This window comes from Psychrobacter urativorans, assembly GCF_904846675.1.
Lineage (GTDB): Bacteria > Pseudomonadota > Gammaproteobacteria > Pseudomonadales > Moraxellaceae > Psychrobacter > Psychrobacter urativorans_B.
The window spans coordinates 163,988-180,256 of record NZ_CAJHBT010000002.1; the positions used below are offsets into that span (position 1 = coordinate 163,988).

Consider the following 16,269-nt stretch of genomic DNA (forward strand, 5'->3'; position numbering starts at 1 on the left):
TGCGTCAGAAGGGTTAAGACTATAGTGTCAACAGTAAGGTTAGCAATATAAATTTTGCTTTGCAGTGGTTGGTTAAAATATTTCTTGACAGCCTATTAAGTGATTGAATAAAAGCTAAGTAATCACGTGTAGGTTTGGTAAAAATTAACCGCTATCCATTGCATGAGCAATAGAAAGTACTATATCTTTGCAAGTAAGTAATACTATTAATACTAAATATACAAACCATGAGTAAGGAATAACCATGCAAGACAGTGAACTTAATAAAGAAGAGATTGCCCAATTAACAGAAGCTGATTGGAAACAACGTCTTAGTGCCGATGAATATCATGTAATGCGTGAAAAGGGCACAGAGCGTCCATTTACTGGCGTTTATAACGATACTGAAGATAAAGGTATCTATCGCTGTAAGGGCTGCGGAGCTAAATTATTCGACTCAGAAAGCAAGTTTGATGCCAGTTGCGGTTGGCCGAGCTTCGATCAAGGTATCGATAACAGCGCTATTGATGAGCATGTCGATAATTCTCTAGGCATGAGCCGTACCGAAGTGACCTGTAATAACTGCGGCGCGCATTTAGGCCACGTATTCCCTGATGGACCACGTGAGACTACTGGCATGCGTTATTGCATCAACTCCGTGTCTATTGATTTAGATAAAGAAGCGAAATAAATAGCTAAAACAAAAATATGACCGGCAATTGATAGGGTGATTAAACATACTCATCTTATCAACTGTCGGTTATTAATTAATAATATTTTAATAGATTGTAAAAGTAATCTATTAAATTAAGGACAAATGATGAGTAGCATTTACGATTTTACGGCCGAGCGTATGGATGGCACCCAGCAAGCGTTTGCTGACTATAAAGATCAGGTAGTGCTGATTATTAACACCGCCAGCAAATGCGGCTTCACTCCGCAGTTTGAAGGCTTAGAAGCGCTGTATCAGCAGTATAAAGACCAAGGCTTGATGGTTATCGGTTTTCCTTGTAACCAGTTCGGTAGTCAAGACCCCGGCAGCAATGATGAGATTGGCGCGTTTTGTCAAAAGAACTACGGCGTAACGTTTCCAATGATGGCTAAGGTAGATGTTAAAGGTAGTGATGCGCACCCTATCTTTGATTGGTTAAAAGAACAAAAAGGCGGGGTGTTAACAGACGGTATCAAGTGGAACTTTACTAAGTTTCTAATCGGTAGTGATGGGCAAGTCATCGATCGTTATGCACCAACCACTAAGCCCGAGGATATTAAAACTGATATTGAGCAAGCATTAGCTAATCGTACGAAATAAGTTGGGGATGTTATATAGTTTACATGAAAATATAAAATCAATAAAAACAACTGCTTGCTACCATTAAGAGTAAACACTGTTCAAAATAAGCATGAAAAGGAAAAATAGTGTTTGACAAGCAGACGTACATCTATATAATACACACCCACAGCAAGGGGCTTTAATTAGTTCTAGGTTGTAGAAATAATTAATTAGAATGTGACAGTTTTAGTTAACTGAATACAGAAAATGTTATTTAAAACATTTTCTCTTGCGAAACTAAAAAACAGTGCTTTTTTACATGTTTCTCAAGGGTGATTAGCTCAGTTGGTAGAGCGTCTGCCTTACACGCAGAATGTCGGCGGTTCGAACCCGTCATCACCCACCACTTCTTAGCACGTGGTAAAACATGCTAAAACGACCTAAGCAGCGGTAGTTCAGTTGGTTAGAATACCGGCCTGTCACGCCGGGGGTCGCGGGTTCGAGTCCCGTCCGCTGCGCCATATTTAAAACGAATTTAAATGTAAGTTTAAGCAAGTTTCGCCTCAAGTATTAATTTACTTGAGGTTTTTTTGTGTCTGTGTTTTTTTATATTATAAACTTTAAAAGATGGGTTATAAAAATGGCTAGGGGTATGGTTTAGTTGAATAGTAAGAGTAGATAACCTACAAATCGTGGATAAATGCTAATAATTAAAAGTATTGAAAACATTAAAAGTATAAAATAACCAGATACTCTCGTCAAAAAGCTGGTGTGCTTTAATTATAAAACACACCAGCTTGAGTTGTTTAATGATCATTCAGTAAAAACAACAAACCTAACTACTGCTTATTGTTTTTACAGTGATGATAAGTTTGCATACTCTGTACCTTTAGACAGCACATAGCGCTTGCTGGTTTCACCATCAGTCAAGAAACCGCCAAAGGTCTGAGATACCGCACTAAACAAAATAATGCTGACCGAGGTCAAAGCCTCTTCGGCTAATACTTCGGTATGTAATAACTCTTTAGCTTTAGCAACACTAATAATGGCACAGCTTTCATTTTCACTGAGACGTGGGTTGGCTTCTTCGTTATAGTTTTTATAACAAAATGCAATTGATACGTACTCATCAGACCCAGCCAATTCGGCAAGATAGTGTTTATCAATATTTTTTACGGCCTCAACACATTTTACAGCCGGTTGCTTCTTTAGAGGCTTTAGGCGCTTACTGTGCACGATGTGAATAAAAGTTTCTTGTTGCGGTTTTATTTTAGTTTTAGATTTCATGATTAAGCATCCTTTCTTTTTTAATTAAAGCTTATAGAATTTAAGCTTAGTGAGCTGGCCTGCTCCCCATAATTATAAGGACTACGGGAGTTAACTATGATCTATAGTTTACCAGTGCGTTAGCATCATCAGTATTCCATAGCTTCAATAAGTATTCCATAGCTTTAATACTTGAATGAGTAGATTTCAATCAGCTCGAAAATACTTATAAAGCGGAGTACGACTTATTTTTAACGGTGTAGTGATACGGATATGGCTCTCTTGGGCTTCCAGTAACTTCTAAACCGTCTTTACTGTTGAGTTCGTTGTGAAAAGTCTATTATTGGTTAGACTCTTACACTTTCTAGTATAGTCAATTCACAATAAAATGAATAGAGCCTATCTTCTCGATTAATTTGGGCTTGATCCCTTGAGAAGACGAAACGAATGCTATCAGGGAAAATTAAGCCTAATCCAACTTGTTAACACCAGCATAGCACTCTACAAAAAACCTCAAGGCTATTAAGAAGCGCTTGAGGTTTTTTGTAGAGGACGTTATTAACTTGTTATATAACGTTTAATAACGAACATCTTTAGGTTTTTTACCGGAAGGAAAGTCATTGACCTTACCTGCAAAATCAGGGCGCGGCATGTGAGTAAAGAACTCGGCCACATCGACGGCATCTTGATCACTTAAGACGTTGCCATGGCCCCATAGCCCTTGGGTTTGGATACCCATTGGCATGTTATATTTCACAAAAGCGGCGGCCTTGTAAGTCCGTGCCATACCGGCACCGATATTAAAGGATTCATCACCCCATAGCGGTGGAAAGACGATATCGCCACGGCTGTCTTTAATGCCTTCGCCATTGTCACCATGACAGGTTGCGCACTGGGCGTGGTATATTTTCTCACCGTGTACGGGGTCACCGGCCAATGATTCATCAACTTTACCAGCGTTATTGATATCGACTTTTTGGGCTTTGGGGGTGTTTTGCGCCAGCCACTCCATATAATCCAACATCGCTATCATTTCAGGTGACTCACGTTCGAGTACCTTGCCGTTCATGGAGCGCTGGAAGCAGCCATTGATACGGGCGGTTAAGTCTAGCTCTTTACCTGAACGCGGCATGAATTTTGGATAATTGTTAAAGCTGTTGATATAGGGGTCACCCAGTGGGATTTTGCCTTGGGCAATATGGCAGCTATTACAGTTCATGCTGGCACCCACATTATCTGGTAATAGACGCTTGGTTTCGTTTAGTAAGCGCTTACCGTATAAGATGCTGTCAGCGTTGGGCTCATCTAAGATAGAGGTGTCTTGCGGTATAACATAAGTACCAATATCTTCGTTGGCGTCGTCAGCGGTGACCAGTTTATATTCAGCCGTATTACGCTCAATGGGATCAGGCTGTGAGCAGCCACTAATGCCGACGGCGAATACGGCGGCGGTAAGTATTGCTGTGTTCAAACGGTGGATAGTGAGTCTGCGAGGGACAGCGCTAGCAACGGTGGGCTTATGAGAAATGTTAAGTGGCGACTTATTCATTGTTTTGCTCCTTTTGCTGCAGCAGTGACGCTTAGATCTGGGGCGATATCAGTAGCCGTTTTTGGTTTTTTGGCGAGGAATGCACGCATTTTCACCACGTCATTCACATCAATTTCAGGCGCTTGGTTAGTCCAACTATTACGCACATAGTTGACCACTTCTGCGATATCAGCATCGGCTAGATTGGTGAACTCTGGCATAGTAAATGCCATACGGTCGTGAGGCGTCTCAGGCATACGGCCACCACCAAGGGTGATTTGTAGGACAGAGTCTGCGTTACGAGCATAAACAGCGCTATTGCCATCAAGTGCTGGAAAGATGCGCGGGACACCTTTACCATCAGCGCGGTGACAGACGGTGCAATATTCTACATATAGCAGCGCGCCACGTGAGTCATAGTTACCAGCTAATAATTTCTCGGTAGTGACGTCTTCTTTCACCGGCAGAGTCACTTCTTTATTAGGCGCAGGGGCAAGCGTTTTTAGATACGATGACATGGCACTTACGTCATTGTCAGTCATATATTGGGTGCTGTGCTCAACCACATCAGCCATCGCGCCAAAGGCAGCAGTGGTATCTGTGCGACCGGTCTTAAAGAATTCGTTTAGCTCATCGATTGTCCAAGTACCTAGACCACGATGCTCGCCTCGGATACTTTTTGCGCGCCAGCCATCAATGACTGCACCGCTTAAGTATTCTTCAGAATCAGCGTTAGTCAAAGCGATTTCTTGGAAGCCAATGCCGCGCTCGGTATGACAAGAGCCGCAGTGACCTGGGCCTTCGACGAGGTATTGACCACGGGCTAATACGGCATCATCAGTTTCTGGAACAAAGTCACGTTTACGGTCAAACAATACTTGCCAGTAAGCCAACGGCCAGCGCCAGTTCGCAATCGGTGGTAGCTCACCTTTTATATTCGGTTTATTAACGGCTTTGACATCTGACATAAAGAAGGCATACATCGCTGCCATGTCGTCGTCAGGCATGATTTGGTAAGATGGATACGGCATAGCAGGGTATAATGCGCTATTGTCACTACGGACACCGTGCTTGACGGCATTTTTGAATTGGTTAAAGGTGTAGTTACCAATACCGGTTTCTTTATCTGGGGTAATATTGGTTGAATAGATGGCGCCAAGTGGGGTCAGCATAGGCAAGCCGCCGGCATAGTCTTCACCGCCAAGTACCGTATGACAAGCGACACAGTCGGCAGTGCGTGCGACGTATTGGCCTTGTTCAATTAAGGCGGGGTCAGCAATATTGACTTCGATGCTGCTATTAGTAGTGCGCATATTTGGCAGTAGTTGCCCAATAATAAAGGCGACTGCCAGCCCAATGGCTGCTGCGATAAGAATAATTAATGGCCACTTTTTCACAAGCCTGCCCTCCGTAATGAGATATTTGCCTAGCTTATCGTTAGCTGCTGTTTACTCTAAATACTGCTTAGTCTAGATGTTGTTTAATCTAGTACCGATCGATAAGCTAAGTGCGGTTATACGTTTTTATTATTTGTATATCTGTTAAGTCTTCGATAAATTAAGCTTTTGGAAGTCAGGCTTAATAAAATAAAACCAAGTTATTTAAAAGATACAATTCTGTCCTATAGTATAGGACAACTGGTAACATAGTGATATTGTGGAAAACCACATTATTTTTAAGGCTTTAGTCAATAAAGCCGCTTAAGTAGCAGATAACAGGGGTAAGCTACGTTTTGACAAGAGTCGTATTTACGCCTGTGTTGCTAGTGATGTCTACATTTATAGCTTTACTTATAACTGTGCTGCTGCCACTAACTAATGCCAATGCACAGACTTACTATTTGGGAGTACTGGCACCGCAAGGCGAGGCGGCTGCTCAACAGCGTTGGCAGCCATGGCTTGATAGCCTTAATGATCAGCTCGTAGATGACACTATAGTGCTAGTGCCACTCGCGCTTGAGAATTGGCAACAACAAATTAAAGCGCAGCAGTTTGCCTTTGTCTTGGGCCCGCAAATACAATTTATTAAAATGGACAGTATTGGCTGGCGTTGGCTGGCAACTTTGCAACCTTATACTGACAAGTCCGATATCTCTGTACGTGACCGCATTAAATATAAAAATAGCGATGAAAAAAAGTCCGAGCAGTTTGCACTCTCAAAACTTAACTTAGCCAACGAAAATATTTTGGTTAATGAGCCAAGCGCAATGGAGCAAATCGCCAGTGCGCTGTGGGTCAAAGCAGATAGTGACATTTATCAATTGCAAGATTTACAGCAGCGCAAAATAGTCGCGGTAGATCCAGATGCTTTTGGTGGTTATTTATTAGTGGCCCATGCGCTACAGCAAAACGGACTGCCGCCCAGTCACTATCAAACACAGTTTGTGGGTTATCCTATTGAGCTTACGCTGAGCACACTGGCCAGTGGCGCAGTAGATGCTGCAATAACGCCGCTGTGCTTGATGGAGGAGATGACGCGGCAAGGTAAAATTGATAGTAGCCAGTATCGGCTGATTAATCAGGTAATGACTATTTCAAGCTGTCAGTCCTCAACCAAGATTTATCCCAATTGGACCTTGGCAGCGACAGGACAAGCCCCAGCTACCCTAACTCAGCAGGTAAACCAACACTTATTCGCCCTGCAAGCGCAAAGTGGTGCTATGAATAGCAATAGCGCAGAATTGAGCTGGATGCCACCTGAGTCTAGTGTCAGTGCCGAACGTATTTTATATGAGATGAGCCGTCATCCTGCTCAAAAGCAGTTGGGAGCGTATGTAATCGATTGGATAAAGTTGCATAGAGTTTGGGTAAGCTTAATATTTTTTATTATTATGATATCTACTATTAACTATGGTTGGATGAGTTGGCTCGCATGGCGTCGTCGGCAGCAGATATTGTTGCAAAACCAAATGCTGCGTGATTATGACCATCAGCTCAGACAGTCGGAGCGCTTTGCGGTTATTGGCGAGATGAGTGGTGCCATTGCTCATGAAATTAACCAGCCGCTGGCTACGATTCAGAACTACGCGCAGGGTTTACTGATACGTAGCCAAAACGAGGGTCTCAATAAAAATAGGCCTTCTAATAAGGATAGCTTGGAGAAAGAGGCCATCAATAAAGAAGCTTTAGAGAGGGAAAAGGTAGAGAATGCATTGCAGCAAATCGTCAATCAGACTGAGCGTGTTGCGGCTGTAATAAGCAATATTCGGCGGTGGGCAGGGCGCTCGCAGCCGGATGAAATTAGTGTTGATATTGCAACTACTTATCAGCAGTGCATTATGTTACTTGGGGAGAAGGCGATGGGTCTTAGCTTTTGGTTCGCAAGTGACTATCTGCACTTACAACTGCCAAGCTTACTGCTCGATCAACTGCTTATTAATAGTGTGCTTAATGCTCGGCAGCAAGGCGCTAGAAATATTATGCTGCGCGGTCAGAAGGTGGAATATGAGGGTACGCCTTGGCTTGCGCTATATATCACTGACGATGCTGGCGGTTTTGATGAAGCACGCTTGACAGACCATCAGGCTGCTAATCAATCAAGTAATCAGCATAATCAACAGCAACAGGCTGTACGCTCAACAAAAGCAGAAGGTTTGGGTCTAGGGTTAATGATTTGTCAGCGTTTATGCAAGTCGCTTGGCGGTACGATGCAACTAAGTAATGTCGATGTACAGACTGAACTGGCTACTATAGAATCAATAGATGGTCACTATCAGCAGCGTATTAAACGTTCGCTAAATAGCAAAATACAACTTATCCAAACAGACAGTAACTATCCACTTATGCAGACAACGGGCGCACAAGTAACGCTATATTTACCGCTACATTTAGCAGATAGTAATAACAGCGATGAGTAACGTTAACGATAGTAATAAGAATACAGTTAGATATAGTAAATATTAATAATAAATGACATGTATGAGATATATAAAACGGCAAATATTATCAGCAATATAAATAGTAGGGTAGCGTATGAACTCTTTTGATGTGCCAAATGAGAAGCAGGATTCATCGGCGTTAGTGGACAGCTTAGCTGATAACATCGCTCCTGAGCAGCTGCTGATTCATATTATCGATGATGAAGAAAGTGTGCGATTATCTTGTGAGTTTTTGATCAGTAGTTTGGGATTACCGACCCAAGTATGGTCGAGCGCGGTGACGTTTCTGCAAACCGTTGATATTTATCATCCGGCGGTGGTCATTAGTGATTTGATGTTGCCAGATATGAGCGGGCAGGCACTGCAAGTTCATTTAAATGAACACCACAGTCCGCTTGCACTGATTGCCTTAACCGGTAATGGTGAGATTACCGATGCCGTCGCGATGCTTAAAAAAGGTGCCGCCGACTATTTAGAAAAGCCGATTAGTAGTCATCGTTTACAAGAAGCGATTGCGCGGGCGCAAGCCTTAACGCTTAAACGTGCCAAGCTTTACTATATTCGCAAGCTTTACGCGCAGCTGACTGATAAAGAAAAATTGGTCACTAATGAGCTCATGCAAGGCAATCTTAATAAAATAATCGCTGACCATTTAGGTGTCTCTGTGCGTACGGTAGAAGTACATCGCTCGCAGGTAATGAAAAAGATGGAGTCACAGCATGTGAGCGAGTTGATTCAAAAGTTGGTCATGCTTAACTCTTAAGTTTATGATTTAAGCAATAAGAGTATTTATGCAACTTATCGATGCACTGAGCGCATCCTCTACTGGTGATTTTCTCGAATTAGAATCGGGAGGAAAATCCTTCCTTGGTGTGGACAGAAAGCTTGAATATTTCGATGATGACTTTTTTAGTTTGGTGCCCGAGTTCACAAATATTTTAAAAGTTACATCTAAAAGTGGTGTTATACAAGAGGAGTTGACGGAGCTTGTAGTTGTCCTTTTTAGGACAAAAGCGCTTCTTGCTGAAACTACTAGGTTGCAACGAGATGGTTACCATGCTGCTTGGATTAATAATAAAGAACTTTTTATTGAGGCAGCAGAGAATCTTAATAGGCTGTTTGATAACTTTATTTCAAGTATTGAATCCAGGTATCAAAAGTAACTTTGAGTCCTTGTATAAAATGATTTACCAGTTTTAATTGCTCATATTAGAGAAAATGCCCATCTTTAAATTAAAAATGGTCTTGAATACAGACTGAGTGATTAGCTAAAACTAACTCAAAATCAAACTGTCATCTTCAACTTTCTCACCGCGAGTTTGCTCAAACATATCGAGCAAATCATGAACGGTCATACCTTGACGCTTATCACCGGAGACATCAAGCACCACTTCGCCTTGATGTAGCATCACGGTTCTAGTACCGTGCGCCAATGCTTGCTGCATCGAGTGGGTGACCATCATTGTGGTAAGCTTATTATCGGTGACAATCTGATCCGTTAACTTTAATACAAACGCTGCAGTCTTAGGATCAAGGGCGGCCGTATGCTCATCGAGTAATAAGATTTTAGACGGTTGTAACGATGCCATAAGCAGACTTACTGCTTGACGTTGACCGCCTGATAATAGTCCCATACGGTCAGTTAGGCGGTTTTCTAACCCAAGCTTTAGTACTGCTAGCTTTTCTCGGAACAGCTCGCGGTTATTGGGGTTTAACGCAAAACTTAGACCACGTTTACCGCCGCGTTTATAGGCCAAAGCCATATTTTCTTCAATGGTTAAGGCCTCACAAGTTCCTGCCATTGGGTCTTGAAACACCCGTGCAACCCAATGTGCGCGCTGATGGGCACTCTTTTTAGTAACATCAATACCGTTAAGCAGGATAGAACCACTATCTACGCGTGTGGTACCGCTGACGGCATTCAAAAACGTTGATTTACCCGCGCCATTAGTACCAATCACCGTCACAAATTCACCATTAGCGATATTAAGATCAATACCACGTAGGGCAGGATTCTCAATAGGCGTGCCTGGGTTAAAGGTCAAGCGCAAATCTTTGGCTTGCATCATAATCGTTATTTCCTATTCTTTATTCTTGTTTTAAGCTAAGTTCGCCACGTCATTTATTATAGATGTAGCTTTCAGTAATTGGCATCTAGTAGTTAGCATTTACTAATTGTCGCTTAGCAATTGACATTAAACGCGCAATTTACGGCTTAACAATCTATTCTTAGCTTTCGGCAATACTAAAGCGAGTACTACTAACAATGCAGTAATCAAGTTCAAATCCTGCGGGCCAAAGCCAATACTACGCAAGATATCGCTTGATAGTGCCACTTGAATAAAGAGCTTATACAATATTGCACCGATGATAACCGCAAAGGTTATGAGCCAAATGCGCTTAGCAGGAATGATAGTTTCACCGATGATAACTGCCGCTAGCCCAATAACAATAGTACCGATACCGATAGAGATATCCGCGCCACCTTGGGTCTGTACAAACAGTGCACCAGCTAAAGCAATCAGACCGTTAGAAACCGCCATACCTATTATGGTCATCCACGAGGTATTGATTCCTTGTGCCTGTGCCATACGCAAGTTAGAACCTGTTGCACGCATAGATAGGCCGGTTTCAGTATTATAGAACAAATCTAAAAGTAGCTTGGCCACTATCACTACTACGCCAATGATAACGCAGCGCATCCAATAACCATTGCCATCAGTGACCAGAGAGCTAAAGACGGTCGTTTCGCCTAATAATGGTAAGTTGGGTGCACCCATAATGCGTAGGTTGACTGAATATAGCGCTACCATCACTAGAATACTGGCCAGTAGCTGTAAGATACCAAGCTTGACGTGCAGCCATGCGGTGACAATACCAGCAACTGAGCCTGCCAGCATACCAAAAACGCAAGCTAACCAAGGATTGACACCAGCAACGATAGAGATACCAGCGACCGCGCCACCTAACGGAAAGCTACCGTCAGCGGTTAAGTCAGGGAAATCGAGAGTACGAAATGAGATAAGTACGCCAAGAGCTACGAGACCATAGATTAGACCACTTTCAAGCGCACCAAAAAAAGCAATTAAAGACATAAGGGATCAGTACGTCATAACCAAGCATTTAGCTTCTATTGCGACGAATAAATGCTTGTAAATTACAAGCAACACTTATAAGTGCATATCAACTAAACGTCTGAGCGGTGAATTTAACAGATTAAGCAATCTGCAGTTAGGGTAAACCAAAACATGTCACAATGAGGGATTATCATAAACTACCTTGGTTTAAAAATTAGGCATAAAACTTGATTTCAAAAACTGTATATAAGATGGTGCAAGTCTTTAAACTCTCAAAACTATTTAAACTTACTTAAGCTTTTAAACTTACTTAAGCTTTTAAACTTATCTAAGCGCTCTGATATTTTAAGCACTTTAAAAATAAGCCCAGCTGATTAATTCATCGCTGGGTTTATATATTAACAAAGTAGCTTTATAGATTTAAAGACAGAAGACTATTTATTGCTGTGTAAGCAAGTAATTTTAACTATATTAGACGTCTGTCTTATTAGCGCTCACAAAAATCCAGCGCTATTCTACCACTTCTTTTGCCTTATCGATAACCGCTTGTGGCAAGGTGATGCCTTCCGCTGTAGCATTTTTTGGACTGACGTATAAATCAAGCGCTTGTGGCGTATAGACTGGAATATCACCTGCTTTTTCGCCATTTAAAATACGTACTACTATTTTACCGGTTTCGCGGCCAAGCTTGTAATAGTTAACACCCAAGGCCGCAACAGCACCGCGTGCAACTGAGCTGGTATCAGAGGCAATCAATGGGATTTTACTTTCTTTAGCAACTTGAAACAGCGACTCATAAGCTGAGACCACATTATTATCAGTCGAGGTATAGATCATATCAACCTTACCGACTAGGCTACGTGCTGCCATGGCAATATCATTACTACGTGCAGCGGGTGCTTCGTGTACGGTGATACCAAGTGGCGTCAGCTTCGCTTTTAAGTTTCTAAGAATAATCGTTGAGTTGATTTCACCTGGGCTATAAACATAACCGACATTTTTTAAGCTTGGGATAATCTGGCGCATTAATTCAATTTGCGGCTCATAGGGCAGTGCATCAGAACCCCCAGTAACGTTAGTACCCGACCCATCAAGCTTTGGGACTAGCTTTGCTTCAACCGGATCAGTGACCGCGGAGAATACCAATGGAATACTGCTGGTTGCCGCTGCTACTGACTGCGCTGATGGCGTACCAATAGCGACGATAACATCTGAATTATCAGCAACGAATTGCTTAGCAATCTGACCCGCGGTCGCTGTATTGCTTTGGGCGCTTTGGAAGTTGACCTTTAGGTTTTCACCATCTTTAAAACCGGCTTCGTTTAGCTCATCGATAACACCTTTACGTACTTCATCAAGTGCTGGATGTTCAACGATAGCAGTGATGGCAACATGCTTCATTGCTGTTGCGGCATCACCGTTAGTAGCGCCATCAGCAGCGGTCGTATCTTGTGCTGATTGACTGCAACCGGTCAAAATAGCGGTACAGACACCGCCCCATAATAAAGCTTTGCTAAAACCGCTAAAACGTTTCTGATACAACATGGGTCATACTCCTAAAGGTAACTATGTGTCCGTACAATATATATAAAAAAGAGAGAAGCTGGTATGTTGATAATAGCTATTTACTAGCAGATTTAGTATCGACGTTAATGGCGTTTTTGAGCATAGCAGCTGGCAAGCTAACCCCCTGCGCTTTAGCATGTTTGGGACTAACATATAAGGTCAGCTCATTCATAACTTCAGGTTTAATAGTACTGACAGCTTCACCATTTAATATTCGATAAACCATCTTGCCAGTAACGCGTCCAAAGTCATAGTCATTGACCCCAAGCGCTGCTGTCGCGCCACGCTGTACACTAAATTCATCAGATGCAATAATTGGAATCCGTATCTCATTAGCGGCTAGAGTCATCGCTTCAAAAGCAGAGGCCACGTTATTGTCAAATGAGGTATAAATAATATCCGCACGGCCCTGCAAACTGCGTGTTGCCATGCCGATATCCGTAGGCCGATTGGCTGGAATATCTAACAATGATAAATTGCGTGCCGGCAATGCTTTTTTTAGCTCATCACGTAGCGATACTGAGTTGGCCTCACCTGGGCTATAGACATAACCGATAGTCTTAAGATTAGGTTTAATCTGCTGCAATAAGTCTAGCTGTGGGTTTAATGGTAATTGGCTGGATAAACCCGTTAGATTATCCTGAAACGGCTTGCCATCTGCGGTGAGTAGTTTAGCGCCCATTGGGTCTGATACCGCAGTGTAGACAATGGGAATGCTGGAGGTTGCCGAAACGATAGACTGCGCAGAGGGAGTAGAGATTGCCACAATCGCATCTGGACTATCGCCTACAAACTGCTTGGCAATCTGTCCGGCAGTGGCGGTATTCCCTTGGGCACTTTGGAAGTTGACGGTTAGGTTTTGACCTTCGATATAACCATTGTCTGCTAGCTCATCGATGATACCGCGGCGCATATCGTCTAATGATGGATGCTCGACAATCTGCGTGATAGCCAGCGTTTTAGCTGGTTTACCTGCGGTTGCAGCGTTGTCCGCTGTTGGCGTAGTTTCAGTAGAAGAGTTCGAGCAGCCCATTAGGCCAAGCATACTGATGGCACTAATAGCGGCTCCGCACAGGCTTAAGCGTAGCGTAGAGGCAATGGTCATTGTTAGTTTAACTCATAGGTTGGGAAATACAGATTGGCCAAGTCAATGCGAAGAGGCGAACACTAAAGTGATCGATTCATTAATTTATCAATGCTTTAATTCTTTAATCTATCGATCATGATGGTTATATTATGACAGCAATGCAGCTTATCGCAATAAAAAATTAAGGCGAGTTCGTCATCAGCAATATTAAGCCATAAGTTGGACGTTTTTATCTGAACTGTTTATCTGAAAGCCACTTAAAATAAGGCTAACGACTAGTATTTATAGTGATTTATCACAGAATTTAGGACTACATAATTTACTGATTTTGAAAGTCATAAGCTTATGTTGACACACTTTTATTTAGTGACATAAAAAAGATGCCACTAAGGACATCTTCTTTATTACTGTTTATGAACGATTAGTTATCAATGCAAAGTAAATACTAAGCGTTCAGCTCAGTGCTAATACTCAGTATTAATAATTAGTGCTAAAGTTAGCCAAGTACATCACCAACGATAGCAGCATCAGGTAAAGTAATAACCACCAGTGCCGTTTTGGGATCGCCTGAGGACAATACCATACCTTCTGATATGCCAAATTTCATCTTACGCGGTGCAAGGTTGGTCACGCAAATCACCTTTTTATCAACCAATTGCTCAGGCTCATAAAATTTACGGATACCGCTAAACACATTGCGCGGCTTATCTTCACCAACATCTAGAGTAAATTGCAGCAGCTTATCCGCACCTTCCACATAATTACAGGCGATAACATGGGCGACTTTCATCTCAACCTTACTGAAATCGTCAATGCTGATATAGTCGGTTTGCTCAGCTGACTCTGCCGTGCTTTTCTTGCCTTGCGCATTTTTGGCAGCAGGTTTTGCATCTTTCATCGAGGGCGCGTCCGCAGTAGTGATTGGCGCTTCCGTTGTAACTAATGATGCTTTTGATGCCTCAACCATTGCTGCCACATCTTTTTCTTCGATACGCTGCATTAAGGGCTTAAACTTTTTAATTTGATGACCAAGGAGCCATTGGTTACGGCTGGCAAAGCTTAAGTCATCAATGTTTAGGAATTCTTTGGCATTGTCAGTCATCTCAGGCAATACTGGCGCGAGATAAACCATCAATTGACGGAAGATATTAATGGCGACTGAGCAGACGTCTTGGACTTCTTGTTCGGTCCCTTCAAGTTTGGCAAGTGACCAAGGTTTTTTGGCATCGATATACTCATTGGCCTTGTCCGCACACTGCATGATCAGACGCATGGCACGTGAAAACTCACGGTTCTCATAAGCCGCAGCAATCTCATCACCCGTTTTGGTAATGTCTTCTAATAGTCGCGGCTCTGCACAGACTTCCGACAGCATACCGTCATATTTTTTGACCAAGAACCCCGCACTACGACTGGCAATATTAACCACTTTACCGATTAAGTCAGAATTGACCTTTTGCATAAAGTCTTCTAAATCAAGGTTGATATCTTCGACCTTGTCAGACAGCTTACTGGCAAAATAATAGCGCAGATATTCAGGCTGCAAATACTCAGCGTAAGTTTCAGCTTTAATAAACGTACCGCGTGACTTACTCATCTTTTCGCCATTGACCATTAAGAAGCCATGTGCAAAGACGCCAGTTGGGGTACGGAACTCACTGCCAGCAAGCATGGCCGGCCAAAATAGCGCGTGGAAATAAACAATATCTTTACCGATAAAGTGATAGACCTCGGTTTTATTTTCGTTTTCTTGTGCCCAATAACGATCAAAGTCGAGGGCGTTATCTGTGCCTTTACGCTGCTCGCATAAATTCTTAAAGCTAGCCATATAACCGACAGGCGCGTCCAGCCAAACATAAAAGTATTTGTCCGGCTCATTACTGGGGGTATCAGGTATCTGAAAGCCAAAATAAGGCGCATCACGCGAGATATCCCAGCTGGCAAGACCTGAGTCGAACCATTCTTGTAGCTTATTAACGATCGCTGGTTGCAAGCGATTGTCACTGTGGGTCCAATCTTTTAAAAACTGCTCAAACTCGGGCAAATCAAAGAAGTAATGTTTGGAAGTTTTGAGCACGGGCGTTGAGTCCGATAGCGTCGACTGCGGATTTTTTAATTCAGTGGCGTTATAGGTAGTACCGCAGACTTCACAGTTATCACCATATTGATCAGCAGCATCGCACTCAGGGCACGTGCCTTTGACAAAGCGATCCGCTAAAAACAGCTGCTTTTCGGGGTCGAATAGTTGTTTGACGTCGCGGGTTGAGATGTGTCCGGCGCTATTCAAGCGACGATAAATTAGCTCAGAGAAATGTTGGTTTTCTTCTGAATGGGTTGTATAGTAATTGTCAAAATCAATCAAAAACTTGGCAAAGTCGGCCTCATGAGAGGCTTTAACGGTCGCAATCTGTTCTTCTGGGGTAATGCCGTTAGCTTCAGCTTTGAGCATGATAGCGGTGCCGTGGGCATCATCAGCACAAACATACGTGACCTGATGACCTTGCGCTTTCATGGCGCGAACCCAAATGTCAGTTTGGATATATTCTACAAGATGTCCCAAATGGATGTAGCCATTGGCGTAGGGCAGGGCACTGGTTACTAAAATCTCACGCACAA

At 42.7% G+C, this 16,269-nt stretch carries 13 protein-coding genes and 2 tRNA genes; 7 read left to right on the forward strand and 8 right to left on the reverse strand.

All coding sequences use genetic code 11. The features are described from left to right. Positions 1 to 244 precede the first annotated feature (244 nt). The 4 genes from msrB to JMY06_RS02085 all read left to right on the forward strand — a co-directional run bounded on the left by msrB (position 245) and on the right by JMY06_RS02085 (position 1,773). Entirely contained in the window at positions 245 to 670 is a 426-nt protein-coding gene (gene msrB / locus JMY06_RS02070) for a peptide-methionine (R)-S-oxide reductase MsrB (protein ID WP_201527904.1), read from the forward strand. Positions 671 to 799: 129 nt separating this feature from the next. Beyond that, a complete protein-coding gene (locus tag JMY06_RS02075; RefSeq protein WP_201615756.1) occupies positions 800 to 1,291 on the forward strand; it encodes a glutathione peroxidase in 492 nt (163 codons plus the stop codon). Between the two features lie 291 nt (positions 1,292 to 1,582). Further along, positions 1,583 to 1,658: transfer RNA gene (locus tag JMY06_RS02080), tRNA-Val, on the forward strand. A 38-nt stretch (positions 1,659 to 1,696) separates the two neighbouring features. Continuing rightward, positions 1,697 to 1,773 (forward strand) — tRNA-Asp (locus JMY06_RS02085). Between the two features lie 334 nt (positions 1,774 to 2,107). Here JMY06_RS02085 and JMY06_RS02090 read toward each other — a convergent pair. From JMY06_RS02090 to JMY06_RS02100, 3 genes are all read right to left on the reverse strand, one after another. Further along, positions 2,108 to 2,539, reverse strand: a complete 432-nt coding sequence (locus tag JMY06_RS02090; protein ID WP_201615758.1) for a hypothetical protein — start codon at positions 2,537 to 2,539, stop codon at positions 2,108 to 2,110. Positions 2,540 to 3,095: 556 nt separating this feature from the next. Continuing rightward, a complete protein-coding gene (locus JMY06_RS02095) occupies positions 3,096 to 4,067 on the reverse strand; it encodes a c-type cytochrome (RefSeq protein ID WP_201615760.1) in 972 nt (323 codons plus the stop codon). Next, positions 4,064 to 5,443, reverse strand: coding sequence for a cytochrome c (locus tag JMY06_RS02100; RefSeq protein ID WP_201615761.1), 1,380 nt, complete (start codon positions 5,441 to 5,443; stop codon positions 4,064 to 4,066). The genes JMY06_RS02095 and JMY06_RS02100 overlap by 4 nt, the downstream gene beginning before the upstream one ends. Before the next feature lie 371 nt (positions 5,444 to 5,814). Here JMY06_RS02100 and JMY06_RS02105 point away from each other — a divergent pair, with 371 nt between their 5' ends. From JMY06_RS02105 to JMY06_RS02115, 3 genes are all read left to right on the forward strand, one after another. Continuing rightward, positions 5,815 to 7,902, forward strand: coding sequence for a PhnD/SsuA/transferrin family substrate-binding protein (locus tag JMY06_RS02105; protein WP_201615763.1), 2,088 nt, complete (start codon positions 5,815 to 5,817; stop codon positions 7,900 to 7,902). A gap of 115 nt (positions 7,903 to 8,017) precedes the next feature. Beyond that, positions 8,018 to 8,686 carry a response regulator transcription factor gene (locus tag JMY06_RS02110; RefSeq protein ID WP_201527914.1) on the forward strand — a complete coding sequence of 223 codons (669 nt, stop codon included), beginning with the start codon at positions 8,018 to 8,020 and terminating at the stop codon, positions 8,684 to 8,686. Positions 8,687 to 8,714: 28 nt separating this feature from the next. Beyond that, the gene (locus JMY06_RS02115) at positions 8,715 to 9,086 is read left to right on the forward strand and encodes a hypothetical protein (RefSeq protein WP_201615765.1); all 372 of its coding nucleotides are present in this window, start codon (positions 8,715 to 8,717) and stop codon (positions 9,084 to 9,086) included. A 111-nt stretch (positions 9,087 to 9,197) separates the two neighbouring features. Here the strand turns inward: JMY06_RS02115 and JMY06_RS02120 are convergent, their stop codons facing one another. The 5 genes from JMY06_RS02120 to metG all read right to left on the reverse strand — a co-directional run bounded on the left by JMY06_RS02120 (position 9,198) and on the right by metG (position 16,267). After that, entirely contained in the window at positions 9,198 to 9,992 is a 795-nt protein-coding gene (locus tag JMY06_RS02120; protein ID WP_201527918.1) for an ABC transporter ATP-binding protein, read from the reverse strand. 126 nt (positions 9,993 to 10,118) lie between these two features. Then, on the reverse strand, positions 10,119 to 11,018 hold the full coding sequence (locus tag JMY06_RS02125) for an ABC transporter permease (RefSeq protein ID WP_201615767.1): 900 nt from the start codon (positions 11,016 to 11,018) through the stop codon (positions 10,119 to 10,121). A 492-nt stretch (positions 11,019 to 11,510) separates the two neighbouring features. Next, positions 11,511 to 12,545: an ABC transporter substrate-binding protein gene (locus JMY06_RS02130; RefSeq protein ID WP_201615769.1), complete on the reverse strand. Its 1,035-nt coding sequence runs from the start codon at positions 12,543 to 12,545 to the stop codon at positions 11,511 to 11,513. A gap of 76 nt (positions 12,546 to 12,621) precedes the next feature. Then, a complete protein-coding gene (locus tag JMY06_RS02135; RefSeq protein WP_201527924.1) occupies positions 12,622 to 13,671 on the reverse strand; it encodes an ABC transporter substrate-binding protein in 1,050 nt (349 codons plus the stop codon). Positions 13,672 to 14,149: 478 nt separating this feature from the next. After that, a complete protein-coding gene (gene metG, locus JMY06_RS02140; RefSeq protein ID WP_201615782.1) occupies positions 14,150 to 16,267 on the reverse strand; it encodes a methionine--tRNA ligase in 2,118 nt (705 codons plus the stop codon). Positions 16,268 to 16,269 lie beyond the last annotated feature (2 nt).

Coding starts and splice junctions, on each gene's coding strand:
- msrB (WP_201527904.1), top strand. CDS start 245: ATGCAAGACAGTGAACTTAATAAAGAAGAGATTGCCCAATTAACAGAA.
- JMY06_RS02075 (WP_201615756.1), top strand. CDS start 800: ATGAGTAGCATTTACGATTTTACGGCCGAGCGTATGGATGGCACCCAG.
- JMY06_RS02090 (WP_201615758.1), bottom strand. CDS start 2,539: ATGAAATCTAAAACTAAAATAAAACCGCAACAAGAAACTTTTATTCAC.
- JMY06_RS02095 (WP_201615760.1), bottom strand. CDS start 4,067: ATGAATAAGTCGCCACTTAACATTTCTCATAAGCCCACCGTTGCTAGC.
- JMY06_RS02105 (WP_201615763.1), top strand. CDS start 5,815: ATGTCTACATTTATAGCTTTACTTATAACTGTGCTGCTGCCACTAACT.
- JMY06_RS02110 (WP_201527914.1), top strand. CDS start 8,018: ATGAACTCTTTTGATGTGCCAAATGAGAAGCAGGATTCATCGGCGTTA.
- JMY06_RS02115 (WP_201615765.1), top strand. CDS start 8,715: ATGCAACTTATCGATGCACTGAGCGCATCCTCTACTGGTGATTTTCTC.
- JMY06_RS02120 (WP_201527918.1), bottom strand. CDS start 9,992: ATGATGCAAGCCAAAGATTTGCGCTTGACCTTTAACCCAGGCACGCCT.
- JMY06_RS02125 (WP_201615767.1), bottom strand. CDS start 11,018: ATGTCTTTAATTGCTTTTTTTGGTGCGCTTGAAAGTGGTCTAATCTAT.
- JMY06_RS02130 (WP_201615769.1), bottom strand. CDS start 12,545: ATGTTGTATCAGAAACGTTTTAGCGGTTTTAGCAAAGCTTTATTATGG.
- JMY06_RS02135 (WP_201527924.1), bottom strand. CDS start 13,671: ATGACCATTGCCTCTACGCTACGCTTAAGCCTGTGCGGAGCCGCTATT.